The sequence below is a fragment of the Skermanella rosea genome (genome assembly GCF_016806835.2).
GTDB classification, from domain to species: domain Bacteria; phylum Pseudomonadota; class Alphaproteobacteria; order Azospirillales; family Azospirillaceae; genus Skermanella; species Skermanella rosea.
On the sequence record NZ_CP086111.1, the window covers coordinates 3,901,873 to 3,921,497 of the forward strand.

17 protein-coding genes are annotated in these 19,625 nt (G+C 69.4%); 6 read left to right on the forward strand and 11 right to left on the reverse strand.

Annotated elements, in window-relative coordinates; translation table 11 throughout:
• The first annotated feature begins 53 nt into the window (after window positions 1-53).
• Entirely contained in the window at window positions 54-902 is an 849-nt protein-coding gene (locus JL101_RS18200; protein ID WP_228434938.1) for a class I SAM-dependent methyltransferase, read from the forward strand.
• Window positions 903-933: 31 nt separating this feature from the next.
• Here the strand turns inward: JL101_RS18200 and JL101_RS18205 are convergent, their stop codons facing one another.
• The gene (locus JL101_RS18205) at window positions 934-1,452 is read right to left on the reverse strand and encodes a PAS domain-containing protein (RefSeq protein WP_203097077.1); all 519 of its coding nucleotides are present in this window, start codon (window positions 1,450-1,452) and stop codon (window positions 934-936) included.
• 211 nt (window positions 1,453-1,663) lie between these two features.
• Here JL101_RS18205 and JL101_RS18210 point away from each other — a divergent pair, with 211 nt between their 5' ends.
• From JL101_RS18210 to JL101_RS18220, 3 genes are all read left to right on the forward strand, one after another.
• Complete coding sequence (locus JL101_RS18210; RefSeq protein WP_203097076.1) at window positions 1,664-3,229, forward strand: phospholipase D-like domain-containing protein; 1,566 nt, start codon at window positions 1,664-1,666, stop codon at window positions 3,227-3,229.
• Between the two features lie 58 nt (window positions 3,230-3,287).
• Window positions 3,288-4,148, forward strand: a complete 861-nt coding sequence (locus JL101_RS18215; protein ID WP_203097074.1) for a hypothetical protein — start codon at window positions 3,288-3,290, stop codon at window positions 4,146-4,148.
• A gap of 87 nt (window positions 4,149-4,235) precedes the next feature.
• Complete coding sequence (locus JL101_RS18220; RefSeq protein ID WP_203097072.1) at window positions 4,236-4,724, forward strand: hypothetical protein; 489 nt, start codon at window positions 4,236-4,238, stop codon at window positions 4,722-4,724.
• A 6-nt stretch (window positions 4,725-4,730) separates the two neighbouring features.
• On the opposite strand, the gene JL101_RS18225 is transcribed toward JL101_RS18220, so the two are convergent.
• The 7 genes from JL101_RS18225 to JL101_RS18255 all read right to left on the reverse strand — a co-directional run bounded on the left by JL101_RS18225 (window position 4,731) and on the right by JL101_RS18255 (window position 10,183).
• On the reverse strand, window positions 4,731-5,714 hold the full coding sequence (locus JL101_RS18225) for a lytic transglycosylase domain-containing protein (protein ID WP_203097070.1): 984 nt from the start codon (window positions 5,712-5,714) through the stop codon (window positions 4,731-4,733).
• 245 nt (window positions 5,715-5,959) lie between these two features.
• Complete coding sequence (locus JL101_RS18230) at window positions 5,960-6,364, reverse strand: hypothetical protein (protein ID WP_203097068.1); 405 nt, start codon at window positions 6,362-6,364, stop codon at window positions 5,960-5,962.
• Window positions 6,365-6,439: 75 nt separating this feature from the next.
• Window positions 6,440-7,195 (reverse strand): DUF72 domain-containing protein, encoded by a 756-nt coding sequence (locus tag JL101_RS18235; RefSeq protein ID WP_203097066.1) that lies wholly within the window; start codon window positions 7,193-7,195, stop codon window positions 6,440-6,442.
• Window positions 7,196-7,212: 17 nt separating this feature from the next.
• A complete protein-coding gene (locus JL101_RS18240; RefSeq protein WP_203097064.1) occupies window positions 7,213-8,487 on the reverse strand; it encodes a TRAP transporter large permease in 1,275 nt (424 codons plus the stop codon).
• Window positions 8,484-8,978: a TRAP transporter small permease gene (locus tag JL101_RS18245; protein WP_203097062.1), complete on the reverse strand. Its 495-nt coding sequence runs from the start codon at window positions 8,976-8,978 to the stop codon at window positions 8,484-8,486. The genes JL101_RS18240 and JL101_RS18245 overlap by 4 nt, the downstream gene beginning before the upstream one ends.
• A 12-nt stretch (window positions 8,979-8,990) precedes the next feature.
• Window positions 8,991-9,971: a TRAP transporter substrate-binding protein gene (locus JL101_RS18250; protein ID WP_228434940.1), complete on the reverse strand. Its 981-nt coding sequence runs from the start codon at window positions 9,969-9,971 to the stop codon at window positions 8,991-8,993.
• Entirely contained in the window at window positions 9,968-10,183 is a 216-nt protein-coding gene (locus JL101_RS18255) for a hypothetical protein (protein WP_203097060.1), read from the reverse strand. The genes JL101_RS18250 and JL101_RS18255 overlap by 4 nt, the downstream gene beginning before the upstream one ends.
• 7 nt (window positions 10,184-10,190) lie before the next feature.
• Here JL101_RS18255 and JL101_RS18260 point away from each other — a divergent pair, with 7 nt between their 5' ends.
• Both JL101_RS18260 and fixJ read left to right on the forward strand, forming a co-directional pair.
• On the forward strand, window positions 10,191-11,714 hold the full coding sequence (locus JL101_RS18260; RefSeq protein ID WP_228434941.1) for a PAS domain-containing sensor histidine kinase: 1,524 nt from the start codon (window positions 10,191-10,193) through the stop codon (window positions 11,712-11,714).
• The gene (fixJ, locus tag JL101_RS18265; RefSeq protein WP_201078754.1) at window positions 11,704-12,321 is read left to right on the forward strand and encodes a response regulator FixJ; all 618 of its coding nucleotides are present in this window, start codon (window positions 11,704-11,706) and stop codon (window positions 12,319-12,321) included. The genes JL101_RS18260 and fixJ overlap by 11 nt, the downstream gene beginning before the upstream one ends.
• Before the next feature lie 20 nt (window positions 12,322-12,341).
• Here the strand turns inward: fixJ and JL101_RS18270 are convergent, their stop codons facing one another.
• The 3 genes from JL101_RS18270 to JL101_RS18280 form a co-directional block, all read right to left on the reverse strand.
• On the reverse strand, window positions 12,342-12,941 hold the full coding sequence (locus tag JL101_RS18270; RefSeq protein WP_203097056.1) for a hypothetical protein: 600 nt from the start codon (window positions 12,939-12,941) through the stop codon (window positions 12,342-12,344).
• A 926-nt stretch (window positions 12,942-13,867) separates the two neighbouring features.
• Window positions 13,868-18,328: a CHAT domain-containing protein gene (locus JL101_RS18275; protein WP_203097054.1), complete on the reverse strand. Its 4,461-nt coding sequence runs from the start codon at window positions 18,326-18,328 to the stop codon at window positions 13,868-13,870.
• Window positions 18,329-18,547: 219 nt separating this feature from the next.
• Window positions 18,548-19,600, reverse strand: coding sequence for an Rpn family recombination-promoting nuclease/putative transposase (locus tag JL101_RS18280; RefSeq protein ID WP_203097052.1), 1,053 nt, complete (start codon window positions 19,598-19,600; stop codon window positions 18,548-18,550).
• Window positions 19,601-19,625 lie beyond the last annotated feature (25 nt).

The following is a 19,625-nucleotide window of genomic DNA, read 5'->3' on the forward strand; positions in this document are numbered from 1 at the left end:
TCCCAAGCGTTACCCTGCCGACCGTCTTCCCCCTCCCAACCGTCGGTATGAACGTGACCACACAGCACCAAGTCCTGCCGGACGCAGCCCTTGAACGCGCGCGCTGGACCGCCAGCGGACCGGCCTGGGACCGCTGGTCGGACCCGATGGCGGACATGGCCGACCGGTTGAACCTGCCGCTCCTCGACGCGTGCGGCGTGATGCCGGGCGAGGCCGTGCTCGACCTCGCGTCCGGCGCCGGGGAGCCGGCCCTGAGTGCCGCCAAGCGCGTGGGTCCCGGCGGGAGCGTGCACGGCGTGGACCTGGTCGAGGCGATGCTGGCCGGCGCCGTCCGGCGCGCGTCGGCCTTCGACGGGCCGCCGCCGCGGTTCACCGTCGGCGACATGACGGCCCTGCCGTTCGCGGACGGGCAGTTCGACCGGGTGACCTGCCGGTTCGGCATCATGTTCGTACCCGACACCCGGGCGTGCCTGGCCGAGACGGTGCGGGTCCTTCGCCCCCACGGCAAGGCGGCCTTCATGGTCTGGGGACCGCTGGCGGACAACACCCTGTTCCGCGAACTGGATCAGGCGGTGACGGAGATCCTGGGCCCGGACCCGACCAACGCCCTGGCTCCCCTGTTCCGCTTCGACCAGCCGGGAACCCTTGCCCGGCTGATGGAGGAGAGCGGACTGCGCAACGTTTCGGAGCAGTCGCTCCGCCCGACCGCCCGGGTGCCGCTGGAAAAGCCGTTCTGGCGCGCCTCGCTGGACATGGCCTTCGCGCCCCGGATCTCGGCGGCACCGGCGGACATCCGGGAACGTCTGGACGCGGCGGTCACCGCGCATTTCGCCGCCCTGTCGGTCGAAGGCATCTGCGCGCTCCACCTGCACGCGATGATCGTTTCCGGGGAGAGGGGCTGACGACCCGGCCCGGCCGGCCGCCCCAGCCACTTCAGCACTCCCGGCCGTGGGGGTCGAGCACCATCAGGATGCCGAGGATCATGGCCGTGGAGCCATCCGGCCCGGCCAAGGGCAGCAGAAGCTCCTCGAAATTCAGGTAGTCCCGGCCGCACCAGCCCAGGTCGCCCGAGCGGTACCGTGGCTCCTGGGTCAGCACGACCTCCCTCGCCCGGGCGACGGCGGAAAGCCGCTGGGCCTCGGGAAGGCCGGCCCCCAAGGGCTGCCCGGTCATGGGGCGGCGCAGCAGCCAGGACAGCTTCGCGCCGGCCACGCGGTGGGTGAACCAGGGCTCACCGTCATGCACGTTGAGCAGAAGGATGTTCTGCAGCGGCGCCGGAAAGTCGGCGGGATCGATGTCGCGCCGCCGGGGCAGCGCCATGCCGGGCGGGCATCGGGACAGCCAATACCCGTGGAGACGCTTCAGGCTGACGTTGGCCTGCCGGGGAAATCGCCACCCGGAAAGGAAGACACCGTCCTGGCGGCTCTGCTCGATGGCTGTAAAAGGGCTCATGGACACCACCCTATCGGCCACTGCATTTAATGTCCAGATAATCGTTAATTGTATCTAAATCCAAACGTTCCCTATGGCGGGCGTGCCACAAAAATTCGATTTCGAAGTACTGCGATCGCCGATCAGCGAAGGAAAAGGAACGACAAAGCGGTTGGGGAGTTTAACGAACACCGCTCACCGTTCCGGCCAAAAACAAGACCAGAGTCCAGCCATGTCAGTTACGAGACCGATTCTTGTTCCAGGCCGAACCTGTTGGCGCACCGAAAAGGCCAACCGTCTCGCCCTGATCATCGATGCCTGCGATTATTTCGCGGCGGCGAAATCGGCGATCGCCCGCGCCCGTCACTCGATCTACATGATCGGCTGGGATTTCGACCTGCGGCTCAAGCTCGACCAGGGCAACCCCGACGTGGAGGAACCGGACGAGCTCGGCGCCTTCCTGAAGCACACGGTGAACAGCCGGCCGGGGCTGCAGGCCTATATCCTGAAATGGGACATGGCGCTGCTGTTCACGCTCAGCCGCCAGATCCTGCCGATCCTGGCGCTCGACCTGATGACGCAGCGGCGCATCCATTTCCGGCTGGACGCCCAGCATCCGGCCGGGGCCGCCCACCACCAGAAGATCATCGTGATCGACGACGCGCTGGCCTTCTGCGGCGGCATCGACATGACCGACTCGCGCTGGGACACCCGCGACCACGCGCCGGACGACGAGCACCGCCGGCTGCCCGACGGGTCGCCCTACGGCCCGTTCCACGACGTCACCACCGCGGTGGACGGGGACGCGGCCCGCGCCCTCGGCGAACTGGCCCGGGAACGCTGGTTCCGCGCCACCGGAGCCCGGCTTCCACCGCCCCCGCCCGGCGAGCTCGACCCCTGGCCGGACCGGCTGAAGGTGACCCTGCGGGATATCCCCATCTCGATCGCGCGTACCTCGCCGCGCCACGGCAAGTTCGAAGAAGTCCGCGAGATCGAGCGGCTCTACCTCGCAGCCCTGATGGCCGCGAAGCATACGGTCTACATGGAAAGCCAGTACATGGCGTCGCACGCGATCCGCGATGCCATCATCAAGCGGCTGCGCGAGCCGGACGGCCCGGAGATCGTCATCGTCAACCCGATGACGGCCGACGGCTGGCTGGAGCAGTCCGCCATGGACACCGCACGGTCCATGATGGTGCGGCAGATCCGCGACGAGGATCGCCATGGCCGGTTCCGCATCTACTACCCCGTCAACGCGGCCGGGACGGACATCTATGTACACGCCAAGGTGGTCGCGGTCGACGACTGGTTCCTGCGGGTCGGTTCGTCCAACCTCAACAACCGGTCCATGGGCTTCGACACCGAATGCGACCTCGCGATCGAGGCGATCGAGGGCGACGATGCCGCCGACCGGATCCGGGAAGCCGTGACCAACTTCCGCAACGACCTGATCGCGGAACACCTGGGCGTGTCCATCGCGACGGTGGAGGAGCGGTTCGCCGCCGGCCAGTCCCTGGTCGAGGTCATCGACGGGTTGCGGTCCGAGGAGGGGCGGACGCTTGTCCCGTTGAAGATCGAGGAACTGAACGAGGTCCAGGAGCAGGTGGTCGAGGCCCGGCTCCTCGACCCCGAGCGCCCGAAGCAGATCGAACGCACCCTGACCCACGTGGTCAAGAGATATGCCACCCGGCCGAACCTTGCGGCGCTGGGCGCCGTGGCCGGACTGGGCATCGCTGCCATTGCCGGCAGCCGCCTCTATGCCAGGCGTTTCACGGCCCGGCGCGGCAAGGATCGCTGAACGGCGGTCCCGCGGCACGCCCGGCATCGAACGGAATGATTGGGAAGGATCGAAGGATATGCAAGGCAGACGGTATCAGGACAGCTATGGGACCTGGGGCGGATCGGCCGCCCCCGTCGCCGGAACGGAAATAATCGAGTATCGCCGCATCGCCTGGTCGGCGGTTTTCGCCGGCGTGGTGGTGGCGCTGGCGCTCAATCTCGTGCTGGCCATCCTTGGCATCGGCATCGGGCTGACCACCATCGATCCTGCCCAAGCGGATTCGCCGCAGGCCTCCACCCTGGGTATCGCGGCGACCCTGTGGTGGATCGTCAGCGCCCTGATCTCCATTGCGGCGGGCGGTTGGGTGGCGGGCCGGATGGCCGGCATGCCGACGCGGGTCGACGGCGCGCTGCACGGCCTGATCACCTGGGGCATCGCCACGCTGCTGCTGTTCTGGCTGCTGACCAGCGCGGTCGGAAGCCTGATCGGGGGCACCTTCTCGGTCGTCGGCAACGCGCTCTCGACCGCCACGCAGGAAGCGACCCAGGCGGCGGGACAGACCGATCCGGGCACGGCCCAGGGCATCCAGGAACAGGCCCGCGCCCTGCTCGCCCCCGAGGGCGGATCGCTGCCGCAGGGTGCGCTCGACACCCTGAGCCGGATCGCCCGCGGCGACGTCTCCCAGGAGGAGTTGCAGTCCGCCGCGACCCGCCTTGCCGAACAGGCCGGAATTCCCCAGGAACAGGCCCGGCAGACCATCGACAACCTGCGCCAGCAATATGCCCAGACGGCCGAGCAGGCCACCCAGGCGGCGCAAGCCACCGCCGACACGGTGTCGTCGGCGGCCCTGTGGTCGTTCCTGGCATTGGTGCTCGGCGCCCTCGCCGGGTCGCTCGGCGGCATGGCGGGCGCCCCGGCCGGCTGGGACCGCTACTGACGAGCCGGGAGCGGCGTTTACCCCGCCTTCATCGGTTTCTGGCAGCCATGTCGTCACACTTCAGCGGCGGCATGGCTCCAGACGACGATGTTTTCCCGGTTGCGCTTCCTGGCGGTCGCCGCCCTCCTGGTTCCGTGCGGTAGCCTGCCCGGAGCCGTGGCGCAGGACGGGCCGCCGCCGGCCATCGTCCTGGCCGAGCCGCCCGGCCCGGTGGCCGGCCTGACGATCGCGGGACACATCGACCGAATCGCGATCGGCCCGGAGATCGTGATCGAGGGCTGGGGCCTGCTGTCGCCGGCTCCCGCCGGGCCGCCGGAAACCTGGCTTCCCGGGTCCGTCCGGATCCACAGCGACCTGGACGTCCGCGGGGTCGCGGCCCGCCGGGTGGAACGGCCGGACGTGGTTTCCGTCGTGGGCGATCCGGACTTGCGCTTCTCCGGCTTCGTCATCACGCTCGTGCCGGGACGAGGCTTGAAGCCCGGCGGCTTCACGTTGTGCGTGACGACGGACGACCCGGTCTATGGCCGGTTCCGCATGCACGACAATCCGCGGGTGCCCTGCCCCGTCGCGCCGTAGCCGGTTTCAGGAAGGGGAGACCGTCATGCAGGCCGAGCCCTGGCTGGTCAGCCGCGCGCAGGCCCGGTCGGCGCTCGCCGAGGTGACGCCGAGGAGCCGGGCGCGGTAGAGGCGTCCGGCCGGCGTATTGACTTCCATGACATAGACCCGCGCCGGGGTCAGGAGGTCGGGAACGGCGCGGCGCGCATCCTCCACCGCCTTGTTGCTCTCCGTCGGCGAGCGGAAGGCGCCAACCTGGATGCCCCAATCCCCGGCCGGGCCGCCGGCCGGAACCATGGCGACCTGCTGGATGGGTGCCGCCGGGATCGGGGCGATCGGAACCGGGGCGGCGCTGGCGGTAACGACCGGGCGCGCGCGCGGCGGCGGAGCGGCCACCGCGACCACGGTCCTGGACGGGATGGTCCGGGGCTGGATGGCCGGAGGAGTCGCCGCGGCATACATCGTGTCGGTGACGCGCCGCGAGGGGTGGATGCCGTCGATCTGCGGCGAGATCATCGCGACGTAGTTCCGGGTCTCCGACGGCAGCCCGCGGTCGCCGGTCAGATATTCCCCGTACCGGCCGGGGCCGGCATTGTAGGCGGCGAGGAAGCCGGGCGAGCCGAACTTCTCGTACATCTCCCGCAGGTAGGCGGTGCCGGCCAGTATGTTGTCGCGCGGCTCGAACGGGTCGGAGCCCAGCCCGTGCTTGATGCGCAGCTCCTCGTAGGTGGAAGGCATGACCTGCATCAGCCCCATGGCGCCGGCCCGGCTGACGATCGGGCGCCCGTTCATGTGGGTCCGGCCGCCGCTCTCGACCTTCATCACCGCCCTGATCCAGGGTTCCGGCACGTCGAACCGCTGCGACGCCTCCGCGATGTGTGAGGCCCAGGGATCGCCCGCGAGGCCGCCGGCGTAGCCGCCCTGCGCCGCCGGACCCGTGCGGTCCGAAGGCGAGCTGGAGCAGCCGCTCAGCAGCGCCGCGGCGATACCGATGGCGATCCCGACGACCATGCCGCGAGGAACTGGGCCGCGAAGAAGTCGGGCCGGATCTTCAGGGGGCGGCGTCGGTATCGGCATGGTTCAACGGGCTTATAAAGACGAGGATATAAGTTCATAATATCGTTTGGGGTTTCCGGTCAATAAAATCCTCCCGCATGGCCCCTGCCCCACCCCCGCCGGAATCGGGGGATAAACCAATGCGCGAGTCCCCCGGCGGCCGCGTGGGGCGGCCGCCGGGCGCCGTCCGGGACGGGCGGTCAGTACCCGTAGGAATGCTGCTGGGGCTGATGCTCCCCGCCACCCTCGTGGTGGTGATGGCCGTCGTGATGGTGGCCCTCGTGGTGATGGCCGTGATGCTCCCCGTCCTGCTGGCCGCCTTCGGTCACGGAGAGGGCGAGGTCGGGGAAGCTGCGCTCGACGATGCCGATCAGGACCTCGATGCGGTCGGCGGCATGGTCGGCCTTGGCCTGGAGCTCGTCGTACCGGCGGCGCAGCTCGTCCAGTTCGGTCCGCGCGGCGTCGCGCTCCTCCACCACGGTGCGGTGCTCGTAACGCTGTTCGTCCAGCTTCTTCGACACGCTGTCGATCACCTGATCGATGCGCGCGAGGGCACTGTCCAGCTTCGATGCCTGGCTGTCGGAAGAATGCTGAAAGTCGCTCATGCTGATCTGCTTTGCCTGTCTGAAGGTGCCCCTTGGCGCGGCCATTGATCGCGCGCGCCCGATACCGGGTCAACCTTATAATCGTCGCGGGTTTCGCTGGCCTGAACAAAGTTCCGACCAGACGGCGCAGGCGTTCTGGGGAGCGGCGCCCAGCGCGGTGTTGTCGAACACGCACCAGGCGGGCGCCGATGCGGAATCCCTTCGCAGGGCCGCTTCCACGGCGCCCAGCCGCTCCGGCCCGTAGTCGGTGTGATAAATCTCGGGCGAGCCGTGGAGCCGGCGGTAGATCAGGCCGCCCCAGCCGCCCGGCGCCTCGCCGCCGGGAACCGCGACCGGATCGGCGGCCACGCGGGCCACGCGGAACCGCTCCAGCAGGGCCTCCGGACCGTCGTTGAACCAGCTCGGGTGCCGCGGCTCGCAGGCGATGCCGCCGTCGAAACGATCGCGCAGGAGAGCGAAGAAACCCTCGGCCGCGTCGCGCCGGAAGGCGAGGCTCGGCGGCAGCTGGACCAGCAGCGGCCCGAGGCGGTCGCCCAGCTCCCGGACCTCTCCCAGGAACCGGTCGAGCGGCTCGGCGGGATCGGCCAGCCGGCGCTCGTGGGTGATCTGCTTGGGCACCTTGACCGCGAATCGGAACCCGTCCGGGACCGAGGCCGCCCAGCGGGCATAGGTCTCGGGCTTGTGCGGCCGGTAGAAGGAGCTGTTGATCTCCACCGCCGGCAGGCTGCGCGCGTAACGTTCCAGATGGCTTCCCTCCGCCGGGAAGAGGCTGGCGTGCCGGCTGGGGATCGACCAGCCGGCACACCCGACATAGACCGGATGCTGACCCATGCCGCCTCAACGGCGGTTCAGTACAGCAGGTTCCGGAACACCAGCGAGACGTCGGGCACGAAGGTGACGATCATCAGGCAGCCCAGGATCACCAGCACGAAGGGGAGCAGCGGCCTGACGATCCGGTCGAGCGGGATGTTCGCGACCTGGCAGGCGGCGAACAGGTTGACCCCGAACGGCGGCGTGATCATGCCCATGGCGAGGTTGACCACCATCACGAGCCCGAAATGGATCGGGTCGATCCCGAAATGGGCCGCGACGGGAGCCAGGATCGGGGCCAGCACGATGATCGCGGCCGAGGTCTCCACGAACATGCCGAGCACGAACAGGAAGGCGTTGACCGCCAGCAGGAACATCACGGCGCCGTCGATCGACTGCACCAGCCACTCGCCCACCGCGACCGGGATGCCGGCCCGGTTGATCAGGAAGCTGAACAGGCCGGCCGTCGCGATGATGAACATGATGATCGCCGAGGAGATGACGCTTTTCCGAAGGATCGGCCCCAGATCGGAAACCCTGATCTCGCGGTAGATCACCAGCCCCACCACCAGGGCATAGAAGACCGCGACCACCGACGCCTCGGTCGGGGTGAAGACGCCGCCATAGATGCCGCCGATGATGACGACCGGCATCAGCAGCGCCAAGCCGGAGCGCCGGACGGCGGCGGTGAAGCTCAGGCGGCCGTCCTGGTCGTCGCGGCCGTAGCCCTTGATGCGGCACCAGACATAGACGAAGGCGGTCAGCGCCCCGGCGATCAGGATGCCCGGACCGATGCCGGCGATGAACAGCTCGCCGATCGAGACTTCCGCCGAGACCGCGTAGAGGATCATCGGTATCGACGGCGGAATGATCACGCCCAGTTCGGCCGAGGTCGCCTGGAGGGCCGCCGCGAAGGGGGCGGGATAGCCGTGCTTCACCATGGCGGGAATCAGGATCGCGCCGATCGCGAAGGTGGTGGCGACGCTCGATCCGGACACCGCGGCGAAGATCATGCAGGTCAGCACGCAGGTGCAGGCGAGCCCGCCCTGGACGCCGCCGACGATCGACTTGGCGAAATCGACCAGCCGGGTCGAGATGCCGCCGACCTCCATCAGGTTGCCGGCCAGGATGAAGAAGGGGATCGCCGCCAGGGGATAGCGGTCGAGCGACACGAAAAGCTGCTGGGCGACCAGCAGCAGCGGCAGGTTGGTGAACCCCGCGATGCCGACGACGCTGGCGATGCCGATCGAGATGGCGATCGGGACGCTGAGCGCGAACAGCACCAGCATGGTGACGAGGATGGTCGTGCTCATCCGGCGGCCCCTTCCAATACGACGTCGCGCCGGTCGAGGTAATGGGCGACCACCGCCAGCAGCGAGAAGAAGGCGCCGACCGGCAGCGCGGCGTAGGCCCAGGCGATGGAGATCTCCAGCCCGGCCAGGGTCTGGAAGCGGACCCGCCACGCCATCTGGACGCCGAACCACAGGATGACGCCCAGCAGGACGAGGCTGTTGAGCGTGATGAAGCCGCGGAGCGCCGTCCGCCAGGGTCCGGAGGCCGCCCTGTAGGCGAGGTCGACCGCCACCAGCGCGCCGTGCCGGAAGGCGATCGTGATGCCCAGGAAGACCATCCAGATCAGGCAGGTACGGGTAAGAGCCTCCGACCAGGTCGAAGGCTGCTCGAAGACGAAGCGGGTGACGACCTGGTAGAAGGCGGACACCGCCGCCACCACCAGGCAGGCGGCGGCGGCGTGCCCGATCACCCGGTTCAGCGCCCCCTCGATCGCCAGGAAGATCCGGATCATGGAGCCCGACGATCAGGGCGCATAGTTGCGGATGCGGTCGATGGTCTCCTTGCCGAACCGCTTCGAATATTCCGCGTACGCCGGCTCCAGCGCCTGCTGGAACTTGGCGCGGTCGACGTCGGTGATGACCTCCATCCCAGCCTTGCGCAGCTCCTCCACGCCGGTGGCCTCGACCGCGGCGACCTTCTCCCGCATCGCCTTGGCGGCGACGGCGGCCGAGTCGAGGAACATCTGCTGCTCCTCGGCGGTCAGCCCGTCGAAGGTCGAGCGCGCCATCAGGATCATGGCCGGCGAATAGACGTGGCCGGTCAGCGTCAGGTACTTCTGGACCTGGGCGAACTTGGACGCGGTGATGACCGGGATCGGGTTCTCCTGCCCGTCCACGGTGCCCTGCTGGAGGGCGGTGAACACCTCCGTGAAGGCCATCGGGGTGGGCAGCACGCCGAGCTGGCGGAAGGCGGTCATGTGCACCTGGTTCTCCATGGTGCGGACCTTCAGCCCCTTGGCGTCGGCCGGGTCGTTGATCGGGCGCTTGCTGTTGGTGATGTGGCGGAAGCCGTTCTCGCCCCAGGCCAGCGCCACGATCCCCTTGTCCGGGAACAGCTTCAGCATGTCCTGGCCGATCGGCCCGTCGAGCACGGCGCGGGCGTGGGTGTAGTCCTTGAACAGGAACGGGATGTCCACCACGGCCACTTCCGGCACGAAGTTGCCGACCGGGCCGGTCGAGGTGACCACCAGGTCGAGCGTGCCGATCTGCGCGCTCTCGATCATCTCGCGCTCGGCGCCGTTGGGGGTCGAGACGACCTTGAACTTGCCGTTGCTGCGCCGGGCCAGCTCGTCGGCCAGGGTGGACGCCGCCACGCCGTAGTGCGAGGTCGCGGCCGTGGGGTGGCCGAGCTGGAGCGTCGTCTCCGCCCGGGCGGCCCCCGTCAGGGCCGACCCCGCCGTGAGCGCGAGGGCCAGGGCACCGGCCATCCAATATGTTACCTTCATGAGCGTGGAACCTCCCAGTCCATTTCCTTGACCGCAACCTTGATCGTCGCGCGGCGGTCCGAATCTTGCGGACAAGGTTTAGCAGCCGGGCGGAAAACTTCAATTCCCATCGCTCGGGCGACGGGCAAGTATTTGCATTTGCGACGAGTTGAATAGACCATTTTGTCCAGCTTTTCTGGTACGATCCGCGAAAGACCGAGTTCCCAGAGCATGCATCCCGTGGACAAGCACCCAATTCCCGCAGCCGACGACGACAAGCTGCGCGCCCTGATCGACACCGCCCCCGACGGCATCGTGATCATCGACCGGTTCGGCAGCATCCAGACCTGCAATTCGGCGTGCCTGCGACTGTTCGGCTATGCGCCGGAGGAGGTGCTGGGCCGGAACGTCAAGATGCTGATGCCCGATCCCTACCGGGAGGAGCACGACGGCTACCTGCGGAATTACCGGGAGACGGGCCACCGCAAGATCATCGGCATCGGCCGCGAGGTCCACGGCCGGCGCAAGGACGGCTCCGTCTTCCCGATGGAACTGTCGGTCGGCGAGGCCGGGGCGGACGAGGACCGCATCTTCATCGGCATCATCCGCGACATCACCGAGCGCAAGCAGCAGGAGGCCGTCCTGCTCGAACGGAAGGCCCGCCTCACCTCCATCCTGGAGACGGTGCCCGACGCGATCATCGTGATCGACCAGCACGGCATCATCGAATCGTTCAGTCCGGCCGCGGAACGGCTGTTCGGCTACGCCGCCGACGACGCCGTGGGGCGCAATGTCAGCATGCTGATGCCGGCCCCCTACCGCGCCGCCCACGACGGCTACATGGACCATTACCTGACGACCGGGGAGAAGCGGATCATCGGGATCGGCCGGGTGGTCGTCGGCCAGCGGGCGGACGGGACCACCTTCCCGATGGACTTGGCGGTGGGCGAGGTCACCCTGGCGGGGCGCCGGCTGTTCACCGGGTTCGTCCGCGACCTGACGGAGCACCAGCATGCGGAGAAGCGGCTGCAGGACCTTCAGTCGGAGCTGCTGCACGTCTCCCGCTTCAGCGCCATGGGCCAGATGTCCTCGACCCTGGCGCACGAGCTGAACCAGCCGCTGACCGCCATCACCAACTATGTCAAGGCGTGCCGCCGCATGATGGACGCGGCGGAGCACAAGCCGGGCGTGAAGGTGCTGGAGACCATGGACAAGGCGGTCGCCCAGGCGACCCGCGCCGGGCAGATCATCCGCCGCATGCGGGACTTCATCGAGAAGGGCCAGACCGACCGCACCGCCGAACCGATCAACAAGGTGATCGAGGAGGCGAGCGCCCTTGCGCTGGTCGGCGCCAAGCAGGACAATATCCGGGTCCATTTCGACCTGACGCCGGACGCCCCGGCGGTGTGGATCGACAAGATCCAGATCCAGCAGGTGGTCCTGAACCTGGTGCGGAACGCCATGGAGTCGCTTGCCCTGAGCCCCGTCCGGAACCTCGTCATCGCCACCGCGGTCACGCACGACGACCTGGTCGAGGTCAGCGTGAGCGATACCGGGCCGGGTCTGGCCCCGGTGGTGGCGGCCAACCTGTTCCAGCCCTTCGTGACCACCAAGGAGAAGGGGATGGGCCTGGGCCTGTCGATCTGCCGCTCGATCATAGATGCCCATGGCGGGCGCCTGTGGGTCACGCCCAACCCCGGAGGGGGCGTGACGTTCCATTTCACGGTGGAGGTTGCCCGCCCGGAGGACACGGATGATGCCTGAACACGGTCGGCCGGGAACCGTCGTCGTGGTCGACGACGACGACGCGGTCCGCGACTCCCTTCAGATCCTGCTCGAATCCGCCGGATTCACGGTGGAAGCCTTCGCCTCCCCGGTGGAGTTCCTGGCCTCGCCGGCCCCGGCCGAGGCCGGCTGCCTGCTGGTCGATGTCCGGATGCCGGAGATGGACGGCATCCAGGTGCAGGAGACGCTGAACGCCGGCAACAGCCAGCTTCCCGTCATCGTCATGACCGGTCATGCCGACGTTCCCCTGGCGGTCCGGGCGATGAAGGCCGGGGCGGTCGATTTCGTCGAGAAGCCGTTCGACGACGAGGCGATCATCGAGACCGTGCGCCGCGCCCTCCAGCTCCGCCCCGCCGCGAACCCGGAGGTCGCCCAGCGGATCGCGCAGCTTACCCCGCGCGAGCGCGAGGTGCTGGAAGGGCTGGTGGCCGGCCATGCCAACAAGGTGATCGCGTACGAGCTGGACATCAGCCCGCGCACGGTGGAGATCCACCGCGCGCGGGTGATGGAGAAGATGCAGGCCCGGAGCCTGTCCCAGCTTGTCCGGATGGCGCTGGAAGCCGGCATCGCGCCGCCGGGGGCGTGAGGGGGCGGCGGCGCGGTGCGTTAAGCGTCGAACCGGCCGGCGGTCAGCAGGTCCAGGATGGCGCGCTCGACTCCGTGCTTGAGAAAGGCGATCTCGTTGACCTGTTGGCGCAGGTGGTCGATGCCCAGGCGCCGGCCCCATGTCCGCTGGCGGTGCCGCTTGGCGATCCAGGCATTGACGCGGGCGCGGTGGCGCTCCTCCAGGGCGGCGAAGTCGGCGGGAGCCTCCCGCAGGCTTTGCCGGTGGAACTCCTCCAGGTCGCCCAGGGACATCCGCAGCGGCATGGTCCCGGGCAGGCCGTGGGCGGCCAGCTCCGACCGGTGCCATTCGGGCCAGCGGCACGGCTCGCCCGAGGGACGGACACCGGGGCGGGCCCAGGCCGGCATTCGGGCGAGACCGGCGACGATCTCCGCCGCCAGCGCCTGGAGGCGGAGGTCGGCGTCGCGGTGGCGCGCCAGGAGCGCCGCCAGTTCTCCGGTCGGGGCCGGGGCGGTGGCGGTGGCGGCGGCTGGGGCGGTGGTTGCGGCGGTGGGCAGGGCCGCGAGGGGGAGGCTTGCCGCCGACGTCAACATGAACCGGCGCGAAACGGCCGTGGGTGTGCTATTGGCTCGATCAGCCATGAGTCGACTCCCTTAAGTCGATGAGTGGTCAGGCCGGGTCGGGGAGGTACCAGCTTCCCTGCTCGGCCGCCTCGCAGGCGCGAGGAAGCGCGACACTGGACCGGTTTCGCGGGTGTGTCAACCGTGGGGACCGGGTTCCGGGACGTGCGCGCGGGCGGGATGCGCGTCGGGAGGGTGATGATGACGCCCCCTCCCCCGGTTATGTCATCATGTGTCATCATTTTCCGGGGCGGTTGCCCGTCGGGTCGGGGGTTGAGCGACGGCTTCTCGATCGCTGCTCCCCCGTCCTGATGTCAGCAGATGTCATCATTCGCCCTGTCTCAGTCTAGGGGTTCACTCCAACGCCAACTCCAGCCGTCCGGAACGGTGATTGCCGTGGGGCGGAAGATGCCCGGGACGGGCCGAAGCTCTCCCCCTTCATCATGACCGGACTTGATCCGGTCATCCACGCGCGAGCTCTATTGCGTTGGTTTGCGTGTGGATACGCGGGCCATGCCCGCGCGTGAAGAAAATCCGCGCCACATATCGCCCGTGGGTCGGGTAGAGCGAAGCGGCACCCGACGTAAGCCGGCGCGCTGGTGTCGGGTGCCGCTTCGCTCTACTCGACCTACATTTTCCGGCGAACCAGCAGTTGCCGTTCACGCGGTCACGGGCGACCAAGGGCGGTAATGGACTGCGCGCCTCCCGGGGTGATGTAAACAAATGTCATGATCCGTGGGTACCGGCGCAGGCCATCCGCGAGGGAACGGAACCGCCCCGGCCTGTTTCTTATTCATGCTTCAAAGATCCCGGTCGCGACGGCAATCGCGGCACCGACGCAGTGTATAGGAATTTATGCTGAATTGCCAGCGAACAGCCGGGCAGAGCTGTTTCGGATCGGGCGGGCGCGGACCATCCCGGAGCGGTGCTGCCGACCCGCCCGGGTCTCATCCGCCACTTCCGCGGATCTTCTCCTGAAGCTGCCGAATCTCCGCCACCCGGTCCTGCCAACGGAGTTTTTCGGCGGCTGCAACAGCCTCATCAAGCACAGTCAGCGCGGCTTCGCGGTTGCCGGAAGCGGAAAGGAACTGCCCGAAATGGAATCCAATTTCAGCCAGGAAGTCAGCCTGCCCAAGATGGCGGGAAATGGCAAAGCTTTCCGCAAACTCGTCGGCAATGATCTTCCAATCCTCTTGATCGGATACTCCGCGCTCAATCCGAAGAATGGCGCACTGGTGCAGAATGTATGCAACGCTGTGGATGTCTCCCATCTGCCGAAAAATCGGCAAAACTTCCTCGCGGCGGATGCGCAGCGCCTCGTCGAGCTCGCCCCGAGCCTGGAGGATGTCGGCGATCTTCCCCATGGTCACGGCGCGCGAGCGCACGGCGCCCAGGCGGCCATAGACCGGCAGTTCCTCCTCGCGGCGGATGCGCAGCACCTCGTCGAGCTCGCCCCGAGCCTGGAGGATGTCGGCGATCTTCCCCATGGTCACGGCGCGCGAGCGCACGTCGCCCAGGCGGTCATAGACCGGCAGTTGCTCCTCGCGGCGGATGCGCAGCGCCTCGTCGAGCTCGCCCCGAGCCTGGAGGATGTCGGCGATCTTCCCCATGGTCACGGCGCGCTCACGCACGGCGCCCAGGCGGTCATAGACCGGCAGTTGCTCCTCGCGGCGGATGCGCAGCGCCTCGTCGAGCTCGCCCCGAGCCTGGAGGATGTCGGCGATCCCGCCCATGGTCACGGCGCGCGAGCGCACGTCGCCCAGGCGGTCATAGACCGGCAGTGCCTCCTCGCGCCGGATGCGCAGCGCCTCCTCGTGCTCGCCCCGAGCCTGGAGGATGTCGGCGATCTTGCCCATGGTCACGGCGCGCTCGCGCACGTCGCCCAGGCGGTCATAGACCGGCAGTGCCTCCTCGCGCCGGATGCGCAGCGCCTCCTCGTGCTCGCCGCGACCCTGGAGGATGTCGGCGATCCGGCCCATCGTCACCGCGCGCGAGCGCACGTCGCCCAGCCGCTCATAGACCGGCAACTGCTCCTCGCGCCGGATGCGCAGCGCCTCCTCGTGCTCGCCGCGCCCCTGGAGGATGTCGGCGATCTTGCCCATCGTCACCGCGCGCGAGTAAACGTCGCCCAGCCGCTCATAGACCGGCAACTCCTCCTCGCGCCGGATGCGCAGCGCCTCCTCGTGCTCGCCGCGCCCCTGGAGGATGTCGGCGATCTGGCCCATCGTCACCGCGCGCGAGCGCACGTCGCCCAGCCGCTCATAGACCGGCAACTCCTCCTCGCGCCGGATGCGCAGCGCCTCCTCGTGCTCGCCGCGCCCCTGGAGGATGTCGGCGATCCGGCCCATCGTCACCGCGCGCGAGCGCACGTCGCCCAGCCGCTCATAGACCGGCAACTGCTCCTCGCGCCGGATGCGCAGCGCCTCCTCGTGCTCGCCGCGACCCTGGAGGATGTCGGCGATCCGGCCCATCGTCACCGCGCGCGAGTAAACGTCGCCCAGCCGCTCATAGACCGGCAACTCCTCCTCGCGCCGGATGCGCAGCGCCTCCTCGTGCTCACCGCACGCCTGGAAGATGTCGGCGATCTTGCCCATGGTCACGGCACGCGAGCGCACGTCGCCCAGTTTCTCGAAATGCGCCTTTGCCTCGCCGAGGAGGCGTTCGGCCTCGGCCGGGTTTCCGGCTTGGCGGCGGCGCTCGGCAGCCTGCGCCAGCAGCATGGCGTGGGTGGACAAATCGTCCGTGGGCGTGGCCAGGGCGCGGTCCAGCAGCGCGTCCAGCAGCGTCGCTTCGCCGAGCCGGTCCGCGCATTGGGTGCCGAGCAGGAGCAGGTGGAGGCTGGGGGCGGCTTTCCGGTCGTCCGACGCGGCCAGGGCGGATCGGACCAGACCGAGCGCCGATCGGGCATCGTGGGCGGCGTGGAACAGGAAACGCCCGCCGGCGTGGGCCGCCCTGGTGAGGATGTCGCTCGGTGCCTTCCCCAAAAGGGCAAGGCGGGCGGTTTCCAGGCCGCGGTAGTCCCAAGGCAGGTCGCCGTCCTTGCGTGTCCAGGCGGCGGCCAGCGGCCCGATCGCGGCGGCGGCCAGGGTGGCGGCGTCCGCTTCCGTCAGCGCCGGGACCAGCGGGCGGACCAGGGGGTTGCAGGCGGCTTCGGCGGCAGCCCCCGGCGCCTCGACGCGGTCGAGCAGGCCCAGGCCCTGGAGGCGGGCCAGGGCGGCGGCGGGATCGGCGATGCCGGCGGCGGTACCGGCGGCTTCCAGGACCGGCAGGGGAACAGGAAGGGTGAACAGAGTCGCGGCGCGGAGCTGGGTGGTCTCGGCCCCGGTCAGCATGGCGCGGAACTCTTCGGGGCGGACACGCCGGAAGAATTCGGCGGCGGTGGCGGTGTCGGCGGGGATTTCGCCGGTCCGGAGATAGCGTTCGACGGTGGCGACCTCCCGCTCGGCGGCGGCGAGGTCGCCGGCGAGGAGCGGGGCGGCGAGGTCGCGCTGGAGGCCGGGGTTGCCGCCGGCGGCCTGGAGGATGCGGCTTTCCAGCTCGTCGCCGGAGGCCGGGGGCGCGTCGCGGCCGACGAGGCGGGCGGCGGCGCGCATCTGCTTGCGGCGCTGGACCTCGTCCAGGGGCGGCACCGGGACCGTGGCGAGGCAGGCGGCCAAGTCCCGGCCGCGCCGGTCGGTCAGGGCGAAGGTGTAGCGGCTGGTGACCAGCAGGCGCGAGGCGGTGGTGCGGGCGTCGCGGAAGGCGGCGATGATGGCGCCGAACACCGTCTTGTCCAGGGCCGTCCGGAAGGGGGTCGCGGCCTCGCCGGGTTCGGGATGCTTCAGGCGCTGCTCCAGGTCGTCGATCACCAGCAGGATCTTCTGTGTCCCGGGACGGCCGCTGAAGGGTCCCTTCAGCAGGCTTTCCAGGGCGTCCTTCAGCAGGTCGGGGTCCTGCGCGACCCGGGCGGCCCAGCCGGCGCGGAACTGCGCGCGCTGGTCGGGGGCAAGCGCCTGTTCAAGCTCGTACAGGACGGCGTCGGGGTCGTATCTATCGACCAGGACGACGGTCCGGTGGTCGCGCATCCGGTTGGCGACGCGGGCGGCAAGGCTTGACTTGCCGGCGCCGCCCAGGCCGTGGACCAGCACGCCGGCCGGCGCCGCATGGGTGCGGGCGGAGCCGAGGGCGCGCAGGGTCCGCTGGATCTGCCGGCGGCGGCCGACGAACTGGGCCGCCGTGGCGACGGGGACGCGTTCGCCCTTGCGGTCGAGGAATTCGGCGATGCCGGCGTCGTTGTCGAACTCCCTCCGGTCGGCTTGCGGGTCGCACAGGGGGGCGCCGCCGTCCGGGCCGAGATATACGCGCGCCAGATGCCAGTGGCTGCCGGTGTTCGGGTCGGCGGCGTGGGCCTGGAGCAGGGAGCGGCGGGCCAGGGCGGCGGCCCCGGCGACGGTGTGGCCGGCCGACAGTTCGCCGTAGAAGGCGGCGGCGAAGCGGGTGGCGTCGGTGTCGTAAACCGATCCGTCCCAGCCGAGCGCGTTGGGAATGCCGCCGACGACCATGCGCCGGATGAGGGAACCGGCGGCGCCGGCGTCCTCCGCCGTGCGGCAGGCGGACAGGACAAGAAGCCGGGGGCAGCGTTCCTCCGCCCCGAGTGCGGCGCGCAGCTTGCCGACGCCGACCGGGTCGAGGGTGCCGTCGGGGGCTTCCAGCGCCAGGAAGGGCTCGCCGTCGCGGATGTCGCCGTGGGCGGTGATGTGGAGCGCCTCCACCGCGCCGGCCTGCGCCAGGCGGTCATGGAGGCCGGCGACGCCGCCGCTCTCCTCCACCAGCAGGTTCAAGCGGTCGAGGCCGGCGGTCGCGTCGAGGATCGCGGCTTCCTCCCGCTCGTAGTCGAGGGAGTCTTGGCCTTCGACCTCGGCGGCCATGAACAGGAGGGTCAGGTCGCCGGGGGCGGCGGGCGCTGGCCGGGGGGTGTCGGGGGGCGGAGGGCCGATGCGGCGGGCGACTCGGAACAGGCGGGCGTCGTCGAGCGCCAGGAAATCGAGCAGGAGCGCGGGGCCGGTCCTGCCGGGGGATGTCAGCAGCTCCCACGGCACGTCGAGCAGGGCGGCGGCCAGGGCTTGCTCGTCCGGGTCGGCTGGGTCGGCGGGGACGCGGATTTCCAGCGCGATGTCGCCGGTGCTCTCGCGGAGGCAGGATTCCAGCCAGCCGTCGCCGTCGTCCAGCAGGGCCGCGATGTCGCGCCCGATGGCGGGGAGGCTGGCCGGCTGGTCGGCGCGGACGGCGCGGTCATAGTCGGCGGCCCAGCGGCGCAAGCGCTCCAGCCGGTCGGGCGGCAGGGGCTTGAGCGACGATTTGGCGCCGGGGCGGTCGAGGTCGGAGCATCTGAGGGCGGTGCCGGCAAGTTCTATGCGGGCATTCAGCATGGCGGGCGGCACCGGGATCGGGGTGGCAGGCTATGCCGAAGGTAAGGGTTTGGAGGCTGGGACTCAACTATCCCGTTTTGTGCGGCGTTTATTGGGTACTTTCGGGAGTGATCAGGACAGCAGCCCCGTCACAGGGGTAGCCGGCATCCTGCACCGACGCTCCGGGCAGGTCGCCGGCGTCGGCCTTCGACCGAGGACAACCTTTGGTTGAACGTCGACTCAGGTGCGGAGGTCGGGAAAGACGTCGACCGGGGTGCGGGCATCGATCAGGCGGTCCATGAGGGCGTCGAGCTGTTCGGCCGTCGAGCTGTCGATCAGGCGCTCCGCGCCGGCCGGCAAGGCACCGAACCGGCGGGTGAACTGGCGCCGGAGCATCGCCGCCCGGCCGGCCGCCATTCCCTCGGCTTTTCCCTGTATGATGCCTTTGGCTACTCCCTCCGTGATACCTTCGGCCTTGCCCTCTGCCTTGCCTTCGGCCCTGCCCTCCGCGACGCCCTTGGCGAGCAGTTCCTGTTCCCACTTCTTGATGCGGTCCGCCAGCATGCCCTGAACCTCCTCGATATCCATCGACACCGTCGCGGCCTCCGGGCCGCCGACCAGTCCCCTGACCGCGTTCTCCACCACCTCGCCGAACGCCAGCCGCAGCGTCGCGTGGCCCGGATGCCCGGCGAACCACGCCACCGCTTGGCTGACCAGTCCGGGCAGGTCGTCCGGCCGGTCGCAGGTCTCGATCCGGAACAGCAGCGCCACCAGGCTGTCGTGCCGGGCCAGGTCCTCGGCGCGCAGCCGGTTCTCGTCGATCAGATGGTAGCGAACCTGCGGCTGCCAAGGCCAGAGCGGCGAGTCCTCCGGCAGGGCGATCAGCTCGGTCGTGTCGGCAGGGCCGGTCCAGCGGGCCTCGCCGCAGTACAGCACGATCGGCAGTAGCGGCGGCAGCCGGCCGCCTTGGGCCAGCGCGCCCTCGGCGACGAGATGCTGCCACAGCAGGCCGGCATAGACCTGCACCCGCACCGGCATGAACCGCTCCGGGGTCCCCTGGAACTCCAGCATCAGGTAGATGTGGACCATTTCTCCGGAAAGCGTCGGCACCCGCCAGACCATGTCGCCCTCGCGCCGGTCGCCGCGGGCGGCGTGGAACTTGGCGTTGACCCGTTCCAGCCGGGTGAAGTCCAGCATGTCCGCGATCCCGATGGGCAGGAAGCCGCGCACCAGCTGCTCGATCATCACCGGGTCGGAGAACAGGCGGTGGTACAGGGAGTCGGGAGCTGGCATCGTCGCGGGCACCGGAAAGGGAAAG

Excerpts from the sequence above, each read along its gene's own strand:
- fixJ (WP_201078754.1), top strand. The coding sequence starts at position 11,704 with ATGATGCCTGAACACGGTCGGCCGGGAACCGTCGTCGTGGTCGACGAC.
- JL101_RS18275 (WP_203097054.1), bottom strand. The coding sequence starts at position 18,328 with ATGCTGAATGCCCGCATAGAACTTGCCGGCACCGCCCTCAGATGCTCC.
- JL101_RS18250 (WP_228434940.1), bottom strand. The coding sequence starts at position 9,971 with ATGAAGGTAACATATTGGATGGCCGGTGCCCTGGCCCTCGCGCTCACG.
- JL101_RS18215 (WP_203097074.1), top strand. The coding sequence starts at position 3,288 with ATGCAAGGCAGACGGTATCAGGACAGCTATGGGACCTGGGGCGGATCG.
- JL101_RS18280 (WP_203097052.1), bottom strand. The coding sequence starts at position 19,600 with ATGCCAGCTCCCGACTCCCTGTACCACCGCCTGTTCTCCGACCCGGTG.
- JL101_RS18205 (WP_203097077.1), bottom strand. The coding sequence starts at position 1,452 with ATGAGCCCTTTTACAGCCATCGAGCAGAGCCGCCAGGACGGTGTCTTC.
- JL101_RS18245 (WP_203097062.1), bottom strand. The coding sequence starts at position 8,978 with ATGATCCGGATCTTCCTGGCGATCGAGGGGGCGCTGAACCGGGTGATC.
- JL101_RS18255 (WP_203097060.1), bottom strand. The coding sequence starts at position 10,183 with ATGCTCTGGGAACTCGGTCTTTCGCGGATCGTACCAGAAAAGCTGGAC.
- JL101_RS18225 (WP_203097070.1), bottom strand. The coding sequence starts at position 5,714 with ATGGTCGTCGGGATCGCCATCGGTATCGCCGCGGCGCTGCTGAGCGGC.
- JL101_RS18220 (WP_203097072.1), top strand. The coding sequence starts at position 4,236 with ATGTTTTCCCGGTTGCGCTTCCTGGCGGTCGCCGCCCTCCTGGTTCCG.
- JL101_RS18235 (WP_203097066.1), bottom strand. The coding sequence starts at position 7,195 with ATGGGTCAGCATCCGGTCTATGTCGGGTGTGCCGGCTGGTCGATCCCC.
- JL101_RS18270 (WP_203097056.1), bottom strand. The coding sequence starts at position 12,941 with ATGGCTGATCGAGCCAATAGCACACCCACGGCCGTTTCGCGCCGGTTC.
- JL101_RS18230 (WP_203097068.1), bottom strand. The coding sequence starts at position 6,364 with ATGAGCGACTTTCAGCATTCTTCCGACAGCCAGGCATCGAAGCTGGAC.
- JL101_RS18210 (WP_203097076.1), top strand. The coding sequence starts at position 1,664 with ATGTCAGTTACGAGACCGATTCTTGTTCCAGGCCGAACCTGTTGGCGC.
- JL101_RS18240 (WP_203097064.1), bottom strand. The coding sequence starts at position 8,487 with ATGAGCACGACCATCCTCGTCACCATGCTGGTGCTGTTCGCGCTCAGC.